Source organism: Lysinibacillus sp. FSL R7-0073 (assembly GCF_038009065.1).
In the GTDB taxonomy this organism is placed as follows: domain Bacteria; phylum Bacillota; class Bacilli; order Bacillales_A; family Planococcaceae; genus Lysinibacillus; species Lysinibacillus fusiformis.
The window spans coordinates 3,337,656-3,353,100 of the sequence record NZ_JBBPAS010000001.1 but is presented as its reverse complement, the minus strand read 5'-3'; the positions used below and the strand labels follow the sequence as shown (position 1 = coordinate 3,353,100).

Below are 15,445 nucleotides of genomic sequence, written 5' to 3'. Positions count from 1 at the left end.
TGCATGAAATTTGCAGAGTTTTTTTATCTTGAGCAGATGTCTCAGAGGAACTTTACGTAAAAACTCGAAATATCTTAATGCTATGACATTAGAGGCATATTCCTAAAATTTTTGTATTTTTTTGTGGTTTAATGGCGAACCTTTTTCGATTCAAATCGTTAATGTATTCTAGAAACTGATATTATCTTCACAAAAATTGGTAGCCTGATACACATTGTCTTATGAGAATAAAAATTATATGCTAATCTATACGTACTATTTTTAGTTTAAGAGGGAATTAAAATAGTATCTTTTCTGTGAGATAAAGTATGTGACACTACAAATTCTTGCGCTTTTCCGTTATAATGAACGGTATGAATTTTATCTTGATTCAGGAAAGACTCCCATCGAAATTGGTGGTGAGCTAAATAAGTGTGTAGTTTTTTCAAGGTGTGAAACACTAACTGATGAAGATAAAAACTTTGGCGGAGTGCTATGGGTTTTGCGGAGGAGTCAATTGTATTTTTATACAATTCAATTTCCTATACATGACTGTCAAAGATAATGGATGTCAACGAAAGTATGGCTTAAATAGAAAGGGAGTACACAATTTGTTTGGACTAGGAAGCAAAGATGTCGGGATTGACCTCGGCACAGCGAATACATTAGTGTTTATTAAAGGAAAGGGAATCGTTTTACGAGAACCTTCAGTAGTAGCAAAAAATACGAAAACAGGAGATATCGTTGCCGTTGGTAATGATGCTAAAAATATGATTGGTCGTACACCTGGCTCAATCGTAGCAATTCGCCCAATGAAAGATGGCGTTATCGCTGATTTCGATATTACGACAGCAATGATTCAGTATTATTTAAGAGAAGCCTCTAAAAATTCTGGCGGCAATTGGAAAAAACCAAATGTTATGATTTGTGTGCCTTATGGTATTACTTCAGTGGAACAACGTGCGGTTATTGATGCAGCTCGACAAGCGGGCGCAAAAGAGGCTTTCACAATCGAAGAGCCATTTGCAGCGGCTATCGGATCAAATTTACCGGTATGGGATCCAACAGGGTCAATGGTAGTTGACATCGGTGGTGGTACAACAGAAGTAGCTGTTATTTCACTAGGTGGTATTGTAACAAGTGAGTCCGTACGTGTTGGTGGGGATGCAATGGATCAATCTATCATTTCATATATCCGTAAAACGTATAATTTAACAATTGGTGAACGTACTGCAGAAGCGGTAAAAATGGAAATTGGTACGGCATTAGCTGAAGGACCAGAAGAGAAGATGGAAATTAGAGGTCGTGACCTTCTAACAGGTTTACCAAAAACAATTGAAATCTCTTCACAGGAAATTTCTGAGTCATTACGCGAAGCAGTTTCATCAATTATTGATGGCGTTCGTAAAACATTAGAACAGACACCTCCTGAATTATCTGCGGACGTTATGGAGCGCGGTATCGTATTAACTGGTGGTGGCGCACTATTAACAAACTTAGATAAAGTGATTAGTAAAGAAACAAATATGCCAGTATTTATCGCAGAAGATCCTTTAGACTGTGTAGCAATTGGTACGGGTAAAGCTTTAGATCATATGGACTTAATTCGTCAACAACAGGTTAAAGGGTAAGGAGGTTTAGGCAATGCCACATTTTTTTTTCAATAAGAAAGTAATTTTGCTGCTCGTAGGCATGGTTTTTCTTGTGGCATTGATTAGCTTCTCATTACGTGATCGGACGAATGCTACTTTACCAGAGCAAATTATTAAAGATACTGTCGGCGTCGCACAATCGCTTGTTGCGAAGCCGGCAAATTATGTTAATGGTATTTTTAATAATATTGACTCCCTCTTAAACACGTACGAAGAAAATAAACGTTTAAAAGCACGCTTAGAAGATTTTGCAATTGTACAAGCTGAGGCTACGGATTTAAAATCAGAGAATAATAAGCTTCGTGAGCTTTTGGATAAAACTGAGAGCTTAAAGGCATTTAATCCTATTCAAGCAACAGTGATTGCTAGAAATCCTGACCAATGGGAAGAGAAAATCATTTTAGATAAAGGATCTTCTCATGGAGTCCAAAAAAATATGGCAGTTATGACGGCGAAAGGGCTAGTAGGAAAAATTATACTAGTTACGCCTTTCACTTCTGAGGTAGAGCTTTTAAATACAAATAATCCTAACTATCGTGTTTCTGCAATGGTGTTAGGTGAAGAAGAAGCATACGGTTTAATCGAGGGCTTTGATGAAGAACGTAATGAACTCATTATGAAGCGAATCGATTCTAGTTTTAAGGTTAAAGAAGGCGAGCAGGTAGTTTCTTCAGGACTCGGAGGTATTTTCCCTAAAGGTGTCCCTATCGGAGAAATTACAGAGGTTAGTACAGATGATCACGGCTTAACAAAAATGGCGTATGTCAGACCATCTGCTGATTTTTCGATTTTAGAGCATGTTGTTATTGCCAAGCGTACATCTACAGTCATTGATGGTTCAGATGGCAGCTCAACGAACGAAGATTTAACAAACCCGCAAGATACGAATGAAGAGGAGGCGGAATGATGGTTCGTTTTCTCATTCCTTCTGTGGCGGTTTTACTATTCTTGCTAGAACCAGAGTTTGCGATGCTTTCTCCAATTGAAATCAAGGGAGAAGTGTATTTTCTAGTACCGCGTTTTTTAATCTTATATCTCATTTTTATCTCCATCTATTACAGCCGTCAACGCGCGGTAATGTATGGACTTTTTTTTGGTGTCTTGTATGATGTGTTTTACATTGATATTATTGGATTATATTCAGTTCTATATCCACTTATATGTTTTTTAGCAGGGTCTATCGTGAAAGTTATACATCAGCACTTAGTCGTAACAACAACTATTTCAGTTGTGTTAGTAGCCATTTTAGAATTTATACTCTATCAATTTTTCTTCTTGATCGATTTTACAGCAATACCTTTAGCGGATTTCTTACGTTCACGACTACTGCCAACAATCATTGCAAATGCTTTATTTTTAATGATTCTTGGTTGGGCCTTCAAGTATCTAATTAATGCGCGTGTCTTACAGAGAGCACGTGAGGTTTCTTAACAAAGAACAACGTGAGGTGAGGCATTCATGAAAAAACAATTAGTTAATATGAAGGGAACGAAGGACGGATTTGTACTGCGTCTTGATGACCAATGTGCTTATAGCGATTTAGTAGAAGAATTAAAGAAAAAAGTGTTAGAAGGCGGTATCGATGGTAAAGTAGATGTACAATTATACTTAGGCTATCGATACTGTACTGATGAACAGATCGATGAACTTATCCATATTGTGCAGGAAACAGAGCAGCTCATTGTAGCAAATGTACAAAGCGAAGTACTGACTGTCCATGAAAGCAACCAGAAAATGATTGAAAGTCAACAAGATACATATTTAGGTGTGGTCAGATCAGGGCAGATTCTGCGTTCATCAGGGGATATTATCATTGTAGGAAATGTCAATCCAAACGGTCGGGTTGAGGCTGGTGGTAATGTGTATGTCTTAGGTAAACTAAAAGGAATAGTACATGCTGGTATGCAGGGCAATAAAGAAGCTATCATTGCCGCCTCTCGATTTGAGGCTACGCATATTATGATTGCTGATCAGGTGGAAGCAATGTCAGATGAGCATGTGAAAGAAATCAATCAAGCAGAAATGACTTGTGCATTTATTGGTTACGATGGACGCATTACGTACGATCAAATTCACGCCTTAAAAAATATTCGACCATTGTTAAATGTGTCTAAGGGAGGAAGCTAGTGTGGGAGAAGCGATCGTCATAACTTCGGGTAAAGGTGGTGTCGGAAAAACAACGACATCGGCTAACCTTGGGACTGCATTGGCTCTACAAGGTAAAAAAGTATGTTTAGTTGATACAGATATTGGCCTGCGTAATTTAGATGTTATTTTGGGCCTAGAAAATCGTATCATTTATGATCTAGTCGATGTAGTGGAAGGGCGCTGTAAAATACATCAAGCATTGATTAAAGATAAGCGCGTGGATGATAAACTATTTTTATTACCTGCTGCTCAAACGACAGATAAAAATGCTGTTACCCCTGAGCAAATGAAGAGCTTAATTGAGGAATTAAAAAGAGATTATGATTATGTATTAATAGATTGTCCTGCAGGTATTGAGCAAGGCTATAGAAATGCTGTTGCAGGTGCAGATCATGCGATTGTTGTCACAACACCTGAAATTTCCGCTGTTCGAGATGCAGATCGAATTATTGGTTTATTAGAACAGGAAGACATAACTGCTCCGAAACTCATCATTAACCGTATTCGACAACATATGATGAAGAGCGGTGACACTTTGGATGTGAATGAAATTACAACCCATTTGTCTATTGATCTATTAGGAATTATTGTTGATAGTGAGGGTGTTATTTCATCCTCTAATAAAGGAGAACCAATCGTTATGGATCCTTCTAATAAAGCATCTTTGGGCTATCGAAATATTGCTCGTCGTATTTTGGGTGAGTCGGTTCCATTAATGGCTATTCAAGATGAGCAAAGAGGTATGTTTTCAAAACTTAAATCATTGTTTTCGAGATAATTTAAAACCTTTTCGTGCATTTGTGCGAGAAGGTTTTTTGTGCATGTTTGGACATGCAATCACATATAGTGTGGAAAAAAGGATGAGGGCTTGTTTAAAAAATGGAAATGGTTTGTCACGATAATACTGGTGGCAGCAACTATGCTTGTAATTCGTTTAGAAGATCAAGGTGTAGTTGATACGCCTGTTCGAAAGATGGTCACAACCTCGGCAGATTTAACGTACTTAAGTGAGCTAGGGCAAAGTTGGTTCGATAAAGAAAATGAGGCCATTACAGTATCTAGTGATGTGGGGCAAGCAGATCTTTTAACTTTTGCTAATGCCCAGGTTTTTAAAGAGGGATATTTATTGCAGTATGATGTTGGCTTACCAGTTTATGCCGGACAGAACGGTTTAGTCGTGTTCACAGGCCATACAAAATATACGGGTAAGACCATGACCATCAGTTATGATGATGGTACAACCGTCTCTTATGGCATGCTAGATAGCTTAGCACAGCTACCTTATACATCCATACAGGTAAATGATTTGATTGGTATGAAAGAAGCTGGGCAACTTTATCTTTCCATTGAAAAAGGAGATACTCATTACGATTTAGAGCAAATTGTGCAATGGTTGGAAACGATGGAGACCCATGAAGATTAAATTACATCTTCTCTGTATTCCTCTCGTATTTGTCATGATTTTTAGTGGACAACTTGCTTATTACGCTATTATTTTTTTCTCGCTAATGTGGCATGAAACAGGTCACTTATTAGCAGCCTTACTGTGTGGCGTAAGAGTGAAATCATGTGTTATTGCACCTTACGGGGGGGAAATTCAATTTGAAAATCCAGCGGTTGTGCAAGCCTCGTCACTCCTATGGATTGCATTAGGAGGACCAATCGCTACTATTTTAGGGATTGGCCTCGCTTTTTTTATGCCCGAACTAATCGCAGGTAAGCTAATTAGTGTTCAACTTGTGTTATTATTAGTGAATATAATACCTATCCTACCATTGGATGGTGGCAGGATATTGTTAGCATGGTTATTTTTATATTATCCAAAAGCTCAAGTGGTGGAAATGTATTATTGGCTGTCGTTCATGGTTGCGACGACGTTATTTCTGATAACTTTAAATTTCTTACCACAATCTATTTTTTTAGCAATCATTTGTTTATTCATTTGGCTTCAAGTTTTAAAAGAATGGCGTTATCGAAAATATCGTATAGCTTTTGAAAAATATGTTATGAATAGATTGACTTAAAAAAAGCCATGTGGTAATATTTTAATGTTATTGTTTGTAGCACCCGTGCTACTACAACCGCTCTGGGAAGGTTTAAGTATCTTACTATAAGATCACCTTTATGAAACAGGCGAGTCTGAGTTTAAGAGGAGGTGCAGTAAAATGTACGCAATTATTGAAACTGGTGGTAAACAAATCAAAGTAGAAGCAGGTCAAGAAATCTACGTTGAAAAATTAGGCGTAGAAGCTGACGAGGTTGTAACTTTTGATAAAGTTTTATTCGTAGGTGGCGAAAACGTTAAAGTTGGTGCTCCATTCGTAGATGGTGCTACTGTAACAGCGAAAGTTGTTAAAGAAGGCCGTGCGAAAAAAATCGTTGTTTTCAAATTGAAAGCTAAAAAGAACTACCGTCGTAAACAAGGTCACCGTCAACCTTACACAAAATTAGTTGTTGAAACAATCAACGCTTAATAGTGAGGTGTAGCGAATGATACAAGTTACGATTCATCACGATGAAAATAGACATGTGTCAGCATTCGAATTTTCAGGACATGCTGGGTACGATGAATCTGGGAAAGATTTAGTATGTGCAGGAGCATCTACCATTGCCATTGGTACGGTAAATGCTATTTATGCATTACTACAAATCCAGCCAGAAGTCGAACAAGCTGCTGAAGGTGGAGGCTATCTTAAGGTAGATTTACCAACAGATTTAGAACCTGAAATAGATGCAAAACTACAGTTAATTGTTCAAGTAATGACTGCCCAAGTGTATTCTATGGTGCAAAATTACGGACAATACATCCAAATCAACTACAACCAAGTAGGAGGTGGAACTCGATGAAATTATTATTAGCTTTAGACCTTCAACTTTTCGCATCGAAAAAAGGGGTAGGTTCTACTAAAAACGGACGTGACTCTGAGTCTAAACGACTTGGTGCTAAACGTGCTGATGGCCAATTCGTAACTGGTGGTTCAATTCTTTACCGTCAACGCGGTACAAAAATTTACCCAGGTACAAACGTAGGTCGTGGTGGTGACGATACACTATTTGCTAAAGTTGACGGCGTTGTTAAATTCGAACGTTTAGGTCGCGATCGCAAACAAGTATCTGTATACCCAGCACCACAAGAAGCTTAATCTTTTATAAGATATCATAAAGCGGAGGACTGCATTTATTGCAGTCCTTTTTTTGGCTAAATTTCAGCCACTTTCAAGAGATGGCTGTTAAATCGAAAGTGTAGCACAGCAATTAGGTGATGAAATTTAGGCAGTTTTCATTTTTTCAGTAGCGTCAAAAGCCACTGAAATAAAGGAATTCTGACTTTGGTCGTCATGTCCTGTAGCAACGACTAACCAACTTCTCATTGGCCCAAAAAAGAGCGATTTCAGACGCAATTATGCCTGAGCGTAATTGAATAAAGAATTAAGGGAAAAATACAGTAAAACTTGTTATACTAGTAAAGATAACTTTATTGGAGTGAATGGGATGAACAATCAATCACTAACCATTAGTGAAGTATTACGTTTTGCAAATCATGATTTTGTGAATCAATTACAATTGATTCGCATGAATTTAGATTTAGGTAGAGTTGATGAATCAAAGGAACTTATTCAGCATTTTTCAGAACAGTTAAGAGTGTTTTCTATCCTCAATCGACTACAATTACCACAAACAATCGAATGGCTCCAAACAGCAGGATGGCGTTTCCCTTCCTTAGCTTGGAAAATAAACGGCGACATAAAAAAGCCTGTGACCAATAAGATTGATCAGGAAATTGTAGATTACTTAAACAAAACAGTTATGCATGTTTATGATACATTAGATCCATTTACAGAGCAGATCCTCACGCTTGATGTACGTGTTGACGATCATACATTTGCCGTGACATTCACGCTAAATGGGTTATGGAGTGCTGATGCATTCACCGAAAAAGGTTTGAAACAATTCGACATTCAAACAATTGAGCAGACAAATACACGCTGGCAATATGTCTTGAGTGCAAATAGGGAGTGAACTAAATGTTTGTCGATCACGTAAAGATTTATGTTAAAGGTGGCGACGGCGGAGATGGCATGGTTGCCTTTCGTCGAGAAAAATATGTACCGAACGGTGGTCCAGCTGGTGGAGATGGTGGACATGGCGGTAATGTCGTATTTGAAGTAGAGGAAGGCTTACGTACGTTAATGGATTTCCGCTATAAACGCCATTTTAAAGCACCGCGTGGGGAGCATGGTATGAGTAAAGGCATGCACGGTAAAAATGCGGAAGATTTAATTGTTAAAGTTCCACCAGGTACAGTGGTTATGAATGAAGAAACAAATGCTGTTATTGCTGACTTAGTCGAGCATGGGCAAAGAGCTGTTATTGCGAAAGCGGGCCGAGGTGGACGTGGAAATTCTCGCTTTGCTACACCTGCCAACCCAGCGCCAGAACTTTCTGAAAAAGGTGAGCCAGGACAAGAATTAAATGTTATATTAGAGTTAAAAGTTTTAGCAGATGTAGGTTTAGTTGGTTTCCCAAGTGTTGGTAAATCGACACTTCTATCTGTTGTTTCTGCTGCTAAGCCAAAAATTGGTGCTTATCATTTCACGACAATTGTACCGAATTTAGGCATGATTGAAACGGATGATCACCGAAGCTTTGCGATGGCAGATTTACCAGGGCTAATTGAAGGGGCTCATGAAGGGGTAGGATTAGGCCACCAATTTTTACGACATATTGAACGTACACGCGTGATTGTCCATGTGATTGATATGTCAGGAATGGAAGGTCGAGATCCATATGAGGATTATTTAACAATTAATGATGAGCTGAAACAATATAATCTTCGTTTAACAGAGCGTCCACAGATTATTGTAGCTAATAAAATGGATATGCCTGATGCAGAGGAAAACTTAACAGCATTCCGCCAAAAGGTAGGAGAAGACGTTCAAATTTTCCCAATTTCTGCTGTTTCACGTCAAGGGTTAAAAGAGCTGCTGTTTGCTATTGCGGATCTATTAGAAGTAACGCCTGAATTCCCACTATATGATGAAGTAGAGGAACAATCAGACGCAACTGTCATGTACAAGCATGAGGCAAAAGGTGAAGATTTCGAAATCACTCGTGACGATGACGGTACATTTATTATTAGTGGTTATGCCATTGAGCGCTTATTTAAAATGACCGACTTTAGCCGTGAAGATGGTATACGTCGTTTTGCTCGTCAATTGCGTGCAATGGGTGTGGACGAGGCTCTACGTGAACGTGGAGCACAGGATGGCGATACAGTTCGCCTACAAGAGTTTGAATTTGAATTTGTCGATTAAGACATGAGTTTTAGGGGGAAGCGTATGAAGAATGTTGCGAATCAGCGATATTATTTAGTTCGTGAGGATGTTTTAACGGATGCAATGCAAAAAACTTTGGAGGCGAAACACTTATTATCAAGTGGTTCAGTATCTTCCATTTGGGATGCGGTAAAGCAGGTGGATTTATCGCGAAGTGCGTTTTACAAATATCGTGATGCGGTTTTTCCTTTTCATTCAATTGTGCAGGAACGCATTTTAACAGTCTTTTTACAGCTTCAAGATAGAAAAGGAACACTAGCTAAGCTTTTAGAAACTGTGACAATTACACATTGTAACGTATTGACGATTCATCAAACAATCCCTATTCAGGGACGTGCCAATGTTACATTATCATTAGATGTAACAAGTATGACATGTGATCTTGATGACCTAATCCAGCAATTAAAGCGTTTGGATTTTGTTGAGTCAGCGGAAGTCATTAGTTCTGGTGCTTTGTAATCACAGTAAGGTGTTCGATCCTTTAATTTTTGACAAAAATGACAATTATCGTGTTTAATAATCCTTATGTTCTTGAAGCACTGGAGTAATAATACGATACCAAAGCTCAAATAAGGAGCTGTCCCTTAGTGATACATCAATCGCTAGGGACTGCTCCTTATTCCATAAAGGAGGTTTTTGCAATGACAAAGCAACAATGGGAAAATCGAATCGCATATTTAGGACCGGAAGCATCATTTACATACTTAGCAACAAAGTCTACTTTTCCAAATGAGTGGCTTGTACCCTGTGCAACGATTCCAGAATGTATTGAGGCAGTAGCAGAGGGAAAGGTAGATTTAGCCGTTGTACCATTAGAAAATGCCTTAGAAGGTTCAGTTACGCTCACACTTGATTACCTATTCCATGAAGCATCACTATATGTAACAGGTGAATTATTACTGAAAATCCAGCAGCATTTAATGGTCAATAAAGCGCAGAAGGATAATTGGCAGTCCATTGAAGGGGTCTACTCCCATCCACATGCTCTAGCCCAATGCCATAAATATTTATTTTATCGTTTCAGTCACGTGCCACTTCAACAAACATCTTCAACAGCAGCTGCCGCGAAATATGTATCCGAAAACCCAGAACAATGTATTGCAGCGGTTGGAAATGCAGCTGCTGCAGAAAAATATGGCCTTGACATAGTAGAGTCCAATATCCATGATTTCCATTTTAACCATACTCGTTTCTTTGTTCTGTCTAAGAAAAACCAACGTTTGCCACAAGAATTATCCGATGGGCAAGCGAAAACAACTTTAATGATTACATTGCCGACTGACCGTTCAGGGGCATTACATCAAGTGCTTTCTGTCTTTGCATGGCGTCAACTGAATTTAAGTAAAATCGAATCGCGTCCGTTGAAAACAGGACTAGGTGATTATTTCTTCATGATAGATGTGCTAGCCGATGAAAAAATACCAATGATGCGCGGTGCTATGGAAGAACTTGCTGCACTAGGTTGCAAAGTAAAGTCATTAGGTACATACTTTACGTATCTTACATCTGACGAAGCATAATAGCTCTAGCTCTAAGGGGGAAATATAATGCGTGGGATCATTTTATTTGATGGTATCTGTAACTTTTGTGATAGCACCGTTCAATTTATTATCAAACATGATCAAGCAGGTTATTTTCAATTTGCGTCATTACAAAGTGATGTCGGTCAAGCATTACTCCGGCAGTTTAATATATCCGACAATATAGATAGTGTGATCCTCATTGAAGATGGGAAAGCATATGTTGAATCGACGGCAGCTTTAAAAATATCCAAAAATTTGGAGAAGATTTGGCCTTGCTATAATCTGTTCATTCTGGTGCCTCCAATTATTCGCAATGCGTTATATAGACTGTTCGCTAAGCACCGTTATCGTTTATTTGGTACAAAAAAGGAATGTCTTTTACCTACCAATTCACAAAGACAACGATTTCTCTCCTAATAGGTTGAGGAAATGGATGGAGTCATACTCGAATGAAATAATGAAGCACAGTATGAGAAAATACTGTGCTTTTTTTTATTGGTCTGTCACCAAATAGCCCTTTTTTTGTAAGGCTTGTTCAATTAATGTTAATACTTCCACAGAGGGGGCTGTAATGACATGAAGATGAATGCCTCCCGTTAGTGCAGATAAGTAATTAGCCTGAGTGGCATTAACCCGTTCGATAAATTGTTTTACCTCATGACGGTTTGACACCATGATAGAGGCTGTTAGTTCGCCATAAATAGGATGTTCAACCATAACATTTTTGACTGTGCCACCACAATCTACAATTGTCATTAGCTCATCTTCTGTTTGCTCAGATGTGTGTATGCAAGGTAATGTGCGTTCAACAGTTTGCTGTAATTGCTCCTGATGCATATAAAGATAACCCTGACTCGTAGCGATAATGGGTTCGTTTCTTGCCTTTAATAAAGTCATATCATTGACGATAACTTGTCTAGAAACATTGGCGAATTTAGCTAAGTCTGTCCCTGTTATAGGTGCTTTACTTTTTTTTAATTGCGCTAATAGCTGCAGTCGGCGTTCCTCGCCTAACATTTTTTTCATATGAGATCACCTCTGCCCGTAATAATGGAAACAGTATTCCCTATAGGTTAGTGTACCATGAAGCATTTCTAACTTGTTGAAATTTTTGTATCCAATTGGAACATTGAACATATGATACCTAGAGAGGAAGGGAGGAAAAAATTGCGTATTCATATTGTTCAAAAGGGAGACACATTGTGGAAGATTGCGAAAGAGTACGGCATTTCGTTTGAAGATTTGAAGCGGCTCAATGTCCATCTTGCCAATCCAGATTATATTGTCCCGGGCATGGAAATTATTTTGCCTGAAAAAATAAACAAAGAGCCACATAGAGAGTCACATAAAGAAATGCCAAAAAAGGAATCACAAATGCATAAGGAGACACCTAAGGAAGTTCCGAAAAAAGAGGTACAGAGGCCAATGCCTCCACCACCACCAATTGTACCGCCAGCTCCAATGCCAATGCCAGAGCCACAAATGATTCCAATACCTATACCAATGCCTATGCCAATGCAGATGCCACAACAACCGATGTGGGTTCCACAGCCTGTAGAAATGAATTGGCACCAACAAGTAGTCATGCCACAAATAGAGCAAACGGTCACAACACCACCACCAGTACAAATACAACCAGCGCCACCGCCGCCACCACCTGTAGCGAAGCCAATGCCACATCCAATGCCACAACCAGCACCACCGCCAATGCATATCATGCCACATATGCCTGCGGTACCACATTGCTCAAGCTGCCATCAACCAATTTATCATCATCAAATGTGGTGGCCAATGCCAATGCAGCCACAGGCCGAGCAGTATATGATGCCGCAGCAGCCGATGTCCTTTGAGATGCCAGAAAATAAAATGGGCGAGATGGAAGACTTCTTAGAGTCTACGTCACCATTTTTCCACACGCCTAATCATCAACAAATGCAACCACAATTTAATATGATGCCTGAAATGAACATGGGCAAATCATGTGGCTGTGAAGCACAACCTTGTGGCTGTCAATCACAACCAATGCCGATGCCAATGCCTGCATGGCAAATGGATCCATGTCATTGTCCACCACCACCATGCCCAACGCATTGTCCACCGCCGTGCCCGTCATCAGTAGGACCTTGGATGTCACCGCATTATTTCCCAGGCGGGATGACGCCTTATCGATGGTGAAAAAGCGTATATTGTCGAAGAGGTAAAATCAAATATTTGGAAATATAGATATCGATCGAATACTTATTTTGTCAAACGAGCAAAACAACTAGAGATTGCAGAGAAGGTAAGAACGATTCATCGCCAGCTAGGTCGAATTGAACCTAACCTTATCCTACCATTAGTCCGGAGTGATGATGAGCAGCTCATTGTGCAAGAATGGCAAGAAGGAAGCCATGGTGCCAACTTTGCTCATAAAAAGGATCGGAAGGAATCTCTTGAACTACTAATAGCTTTACATGACACATATAAAAAAATCGCTTGGCAACGCTTGCCTGGCTTGCATACCTATTCACAACTTTTAAAATGGCAAATGCGTCATCTGCGTTTTAAAAGCAGAAGAAATGAGTTCCGGGCTTTCTTAACGAAAGAAGAAATCGATCAAATTTTGCATTATAGTGATAAATCGTTGCAGTTAATTGCCCTGGAGGATGTAGCTGAAAAGGAAATTACACTATTGCACGGGGATGTTGTACATCATAATTTTTTATGGTGCACGGACGGACAATTGCGTTTAATTGATTTTGATTTGGCGCATCTTGGAGAAGCCGATGACGAATATATTTTATGGTTGCATCGGGTACTACCCGCAGTCGATTATGATTTAGCTAAAGTTTTTGCGGAATTACCAGAGCTGAAACGACTTGATAAAAGAAAGCTTCATCGTTTAAAATATCCGAATGAACTATTGCGAGAATGGCTTTTTGCTGTGGATTTACCACTTGATCAGCAACTAGTATTTTTAGATTATTTAGTACCATTTACTAAACGAGCCCTCACCTATTGGCCAAAACTGTGGTACGATATTGATAGATTTGTGAAGAAATGACCGTCATTTGGCGGTCATTTTTGTCTTGAACAGCGTTTTGGATACTACTTTCTGTCGAGCATTCGTTCGCTATATGCTATAATCGAAGACGATGATTGTGAGGGAATATAGATGTATGATTATTTAAAAGGACTAATTACTCGTATTACACCAGAATATATTGTGCTAGAGCAACAGGGGATTGGCTGGCAATTGAATACACCCAATCCGTTTGCATTTCGAACATCAGCGCTTGAACAACAAATTTATGTTCATTTGCATGTACGAGAGGACGCACAAATGCTTTACGGTTTCCCGAATCTAGATCAACGCGAGCTGTTTCGTAAGTTAATTTTAGTATCTGGAATAGGTCCGAAGGGGGCACTAGCTATTTTAGCGACTGGCAACCCACAGCAGGTTATTAGTGCGATTGAACGGGAAGATGAAGCGTTTTTAGTGAAGTTCCCTGGAGTAGGTAAAAAAACCGCACGACAGATGATATTAGATTTAAAAGGTAAGCTAGGCTCTTTATTAGAGACAATTGAACTGCCGAGTACAGAAGATGAACTGCCACTGTTTGGCGTTAATCCTTATAAACACGAATTAGAAGAAGCGATTCTTGCTTTAATGGCACTTGGTTATTCTGAAAAGGAGCTCGAAAAAATTCGTCCGCAGCTTGAGGATAACGACAAGCTTGAAACGACAGATGCCTTTATGAAACAAGCGTTACAACTATTATTAAAATTAAAATAAGGAAAGGAGGGAAGAGGCATGTCTGAACGTATGATGGCTAGTGAGGCAAGTGGCTATGATGAACAGTTTGAATTATCTTTACGCCCACAAAGGTTAGCCCAATACATAGGGCAGCATAAAGTAAAGGAAAATTTACAAATTTTCATTGAGGCAGCAAAACTTCGGCAGGAAAGTTTAGATCATGTGTTGTTATATGGACCACCAGGGCTTGGTAAAACGACATTGGCTGCTGTTATCGCAAATGAAATGAGTGTCAATGTGCGCATGACAAGTGGTCCTGCGATTGAACGACCAGGAGATTTAGCAGCGATATTAAGTTCACTAGAGCCTGGCGATGTCTTATTCATTGATGAGATTCATCGACTACCTCGTGCCATTGAAGAAGTGTTATATCCAGCAATGGAGGACTTCTGTTTAGATATTGTGGTGGGAAAAGGTCCTGAAGCACGTTCTGTCCGCCTTGACTTACCTCCCTTTACCCTTATAGGCGCTACAACAAGAGCGGGTGCCTTGTCAGCTCCTCTGAGAGATCGTTTTGGTGTATTATTACGCTTAGAGTACTATGATGATAGTTCTCTTGCTGAAATTGTTGCTCGCAGTGCCCTTTTATTTGAGGTAGAAATTGAGCAAATAGCAGCAATGGAGATGGCAAGACGTTCCCGCGGTACACCTCGAATTGCCAATCGCCTATTGAAACGAGTACGAGATTATGCACAAGTGCTTGGAGATGGTATGATAACGGAGGGTCTTGCAAAGCAGGCTTTAGAGCTGTTACAAGTTGATCCAAGAGGGCTTGATCATATTGACCATAAACTTGTCACAAACATGATTGAGCGCTTTCGAGGAGGTCCTGTGGGCTTAGATACACTTGCGGCATCGATTGGTGAGGAACGGGTGACGATAGAAGATGTATATGAACCCTATCTCATGCAAATTGGGCTTATTCAACGTACACCACGAGGAAGAGTGGCGACACATTTAGCCTACGAACATTTTGGATATGAGTATCCCCAACAAACATAAAGAAGGAAG

General features: G+C 39.4%; 20 protein-coding genes and 1 other annotated feature. Of the genes, 19 read left to right on the top strand and 1 reads right to left on the bottom strand.

Annotation, left to right across the window (positions count from 1 at the left end; genetic code table 11):
• Positions 1-590: 590 nt before the first annotated feature.
• The 15 genes from MKY88_RS16715 (at position 591) to MKY88_RS16645 (ending at position 11,055) form a co-directional block, all read left to right on the top strand.
• Entirely contained in the window at positions 591-1,610 is a 1,020-nt protein-coding gene (locus MKY88_RS16715) for a rod shape-determining protein (protein ID WP_008180696.1), read from the top strand.
• Between the two features lie 13 nt (positions 1,611-1,623).
• Entirely contained in the window at positions 1,624-2,538 is a 915-nt protein-coding gene (mreC, locus tag MKY88_RS16710) for a rod shape-determining protein MreC (RefSeq protein ID WP_193832689.1), read from the top strand.
• On the top strand, positions 2,538-3,062 hold the full coding sequence (gene mreD / locus MKY88_RS16705; RefSeq protein ID WP_004226656.1) for a rod shape-determining protein MreD: 525 nt from the start codon (positions 2,538-2,540) through the stop codon (positions 3,060-3,062). The genes mreC and mreD overlap by 1 nt, the downstream gene beginning before the upstream one ends.
• A gap of 27 nt (positions 3,063-3,089) precedes the next feature.
• Positions 3,090-3,758, top strand: coding sequence for a septum site-determining protein MinC (gene minC, locus MKY88_RS16700; protein ID WP_069482156.1), 669 nt, complete (start codon positions 3,090-3,092; stop codon positions 3,756-3,758).
• Between the two features lies 1 nt (position 3,759).
• On the top strand, positions 3,760-4,557 hold the full coding sequence (gene minD, locus MKY88_RS16695; protein WP_008180704.1) for a septum site-determining protein MinD: 798 nt from the start codon (positions 3,760-3,762) through the stop codon (positions 4,555-4,557).
• A 90-nt stretch (positions 4,558-4,647) separates the two neighbouring features.
• Positions 4,648-5,202: a peptidoglycan DD-metalloendopeptidase family protein gene (locus tag MKY88_RS16690; protein WP_328204171.1), complete on the top strand. Its 555-nt coding sequence runs from the start codon at positions 4,648-4,650 to the stop codon at positions 5,200-5,202.
• Positions 5,192-5,803: a stage IV sporulation protein FB gene (locus MKY88_RS16685; protein WP_328204174.1), complete on the top strand. Its 612-nt coding sequence runs from the start codon at positions 5,192-5,194 to the stop codon at positions 5,801-5,803. Before MKY88_RS16690 ends, MKY88_RS16685 begins: the two co-directional genes overlap by 11 nt.
• A 45-nt stretch (positions 5,804-5,848) precedes the next feature.
• Positions 5,849-5,930, top strand: a sequence feature (ribosomal protein L21 leader region).
• Between the two features lie 14 nt (positions 5,931-5,944).
• On the top strand, positions 5,945-6,253 hold the full coding sequence (rplU, locus tag MKY88_RS16680) for a 50S ribosomal protein L21 (protein ID WP_054609178.1): 309 nt from the start codon (positions 5,945-5,947) through the stop codon (positions 6,251-6,253).
• Positions 6,254-6,269: 16 nt separating this feature from the next.
• Positions 6,270-6,626 (top strand): ribosomal-processing cysteine protease Prp, encoded by a 357-nt coding sequence (locus MKY88_RS16675; RefSeq protein WP_069482153.1) that lies wholly within the window; start codon positions 6,270-6,272, stop codon positions 6,624-6,626.
• On the top strand, positions 6,623-6,922 hold the full coding sequence (gene rpmA / locus MKY88_RS16670) for a 50S ribosomal protein L27 (RefSeq protein WP_004226673.1): 300 nt from the start codon (positions 6,623-6,625) through the stop codon (positions 6,920-6,922). The genes MKY88_RS16675 and rpmA overlap by 4 nt, the downstream gene beginning before the upstream one ends.
• Positions 6,923-7,271: 349 nt before the next feature.
• Positions 7,272-7,799 (top strand): Spo0B domain-containing protein, encoded by a 528-nt coding sequence (locus MKY88_RS16665; RefSeq protein WP_089986688.1) that lies wholly within the window; start codon positions 7,272-7,274, stop codon positions 7,797-7,799.
• Between the two features lie 5 nt (positions 7,800-7,804).
• A complete protein-coding gene (obgE, locus tag MKY88_RS16660) occupies positions 7,805-9,094 on the top strand; it encodes a GTPase ObgE (RefSeq protein ID WP_036119237.1) in 1,290 nt (429 codons plus the stop codon).
• 24 nt (positions 9,095-9,118) lie between these two features.
• Positions 9,119-9,574 (top strand): ACT domain-containing protein, encoded by a 456-nt coding sequence (locus MKY88_RS16655; RefSeq protein WP_004226679.1) that lies wholly within the window; start codon positions 9,119-9,121, stop codon positions 9,572-9,574.
• Between the two features lie 182 nt (positions 9,575-9,756).
• A complete protein-coding gene (pheA, locus tag MKY88_RS16650; RefSeq protein WP_069482150.1) occupies positions 9,757-10,635 on the top strand; it encodes a prephenate dehydratase in 879 nt (292 codons plus the stop codon).
• A gap of 27 nt (positions 10,636-10,662) precedes the next feature.
• Positions 10,663-11,055 carry a thiol-disulfide oxidoreductase DCC family protein gene (locus tag MKY88_RS16645; RefSeq protein WP_340814189.1) on the top strand — a complete coding sequence of 131 codons (393 nt, stop codon included), beginning with the start codon at positions 10,663-10,665 and terminating at the stop codon, positions 11,053-11,055.
• 75 nt (positions 11,056-11,130) lie between these two features.
• Here MKY88_RS16645 and MKY88_RS16640 read toward each other — a convergent pair whose 3' ends face one another.
• Positions 11,131-11,664 (bottom strand): transcription repressor NadR, encoded by a 534-nt coding sequence (locus tag MKY88_RS16640; RefSeq protein WP_069482148.1) that lies wholly within the window; start codon positions 11,662-11,664, stop codon positions 11,131-11,133.
• Positions 11,665-11,805: 141 nt separating this feature from the next.
• Between MKY88_RS16640 and MKY88_RS16635 the strand changes: the two genes are divergently transcribed.
• From MKY88_RS16635 to ruvB, 4 genes are all read left to right on the top strand, one after another.
• The gene (locus MKY88_RS16635) at positions 11,806-12,813 is read left to right on the top strand and encodes a LysM peptidoglycan-binding domain-containing protein (protein ID WP_340814187.1); all 1,008 of its coding nucleotides are present in this window, start codon (positions 11,806-11,808) and stop codon (positions 12,811-12,813) included.
• Positions 12,803-13,681, top strand: a complete 879-nt coding sequence (locus tag MKY88_RS16630; RefSeq protein ID WP_332838560.1) for a phosphotransferase — start codon at positions 12,803-12,805, stop codon at positions 13,679-13,681. The genes MKY88_RS16635 and MKY88_RS16630 overlap by 11 nt, the downstream gene beginning before the upstream one ends.
• A gap of 111 nt (positions 13,682-13,792) precedes the next feature.
• Entirely contained in the window at positions 13,793-14,413 is a 621-nt protein-coding gene (ruvA, locus tag MKY88_RS16625) for a Holliday junction branch migration protein RuvA (RefSeq protein ID WP_258268839.1), read from the top strand.
• An 18-nt stretch (positions 14,414-14,431) separates the two neighbouring features.
• A complete protein-coding gene (gene ruvB, locus MKY88_RS16620) occupies positions 14,432-15,436 on the top strand; it encodes a Holliday junction branch migration DNA helicase RuvB (protein WP_258268840.1) in 1,005 nt (334 codons plus the stop codon).
• Positions 15,437-15,445 lie beyond the last annotated feature (9 nt).

Excerpts from the sequence above, each read along its gene's own strand:
- mreC (WP_193832689.1), top strand. The coding sequence starts at position 1,624 with ATGCCACATTTTTTTTTCAATAAGAAAGTAATTTTGCTGCTCGTAGGC.
- mreD (WP_004226656.1), top strand. The coding sequence starts at position 2,538 with ATGGTTCGTTTTCTCATTCCTTCTGTGGCGGTTTTACTATTCTTGCTA.
- minC (WP_069482156.1), top strand. The coding sequence starts at position 3,090 with ATGAAAAAACAATTAGTTAATATGAAGGGAACGAAGGACGGATTTGTA.
- MKY88_RS16685 (WP_328204174.1), top strand. The coding sequence starts at position 5,192 with ATGAAGATTAAATTACATCTTCTCTGTATTCCTCTCGTATTTGTCATG.
- rplU (WP_054609178.1), top strand. The coding sequence starts at position 5,945 with ATGTACGCAATTATTGAAACTGGTGGTAAACAAATCAAAGTAGAAGCA.
- MKY88_RS16675 (WP_069482153.1), top strand. The coding sequence starts at position 6,270 with ATGATACAAGTTACGATTCATCACGATGAAAATAGACATGTGTCAGCA.
- rpmA (WP_004226673.1), top strand. The coding sequence starts at position 6,623 with ATGAAATTATTATTAGCTTTAGACCTTCAACTTTTCGCATCGAAAAAA.
- MKY88_RS16665 (WP_089986688.1), top strand. The coding sequence starts at position 7,272 with ATGAACAATCAATCACTAACCATTAGTGAAGTATTACGTTTTGCAAAT.
- obgE (WP_036119237.1), top strand. The coding sequence starts at position 7,805 with ATGTTTGTCGATCACGTAAAGATTTATGTTAAAGGTGGCGACGGCGGA.
- MKY88_RS16655 (WP_004226679.1), top strand. The coding sequence starts at position 9,119 with ATGAAGAATGTTGCGAATCAGCGATATTATTTAGTTCGTGAGGATGTT.
- pheA (WP_069482150.1), top strand. The coding sequence starts at position 9,757 with ATGACAAAGCAACAATGGGAAAATCGAATCGCATATTTAGGACCGGAA.
- MKY88_RS16645 (WP_340814189.1), top strand. The coding sequence starts at position 10,663 with ATGCGTGGGATCATTTTATTTGATGGTATCTGTAACTTTTGTGATAGC.
- MKY88_RS16640 (WP_069482148.1), bottom strand. The coding sequence starts at position 11,664 with ATGAAAAAAATGTTAGGCGAGGAACGCCGACTGCAGCTATTAGCGCAA.
- ruvA (WP_258268839.1), top strand. The coding sequence starts at position 13,793 with ATGTATGATTATTTAAAAGGACTAATTACTCGTATTACACCAGAATAT.
- ruvB (WP_258268840.1), top strand. The coding sequence starts at position 14,432 with ATGTCTGAACGTATGATGGCTAGTGAGGCAAGTGGCTATGATGAACAG.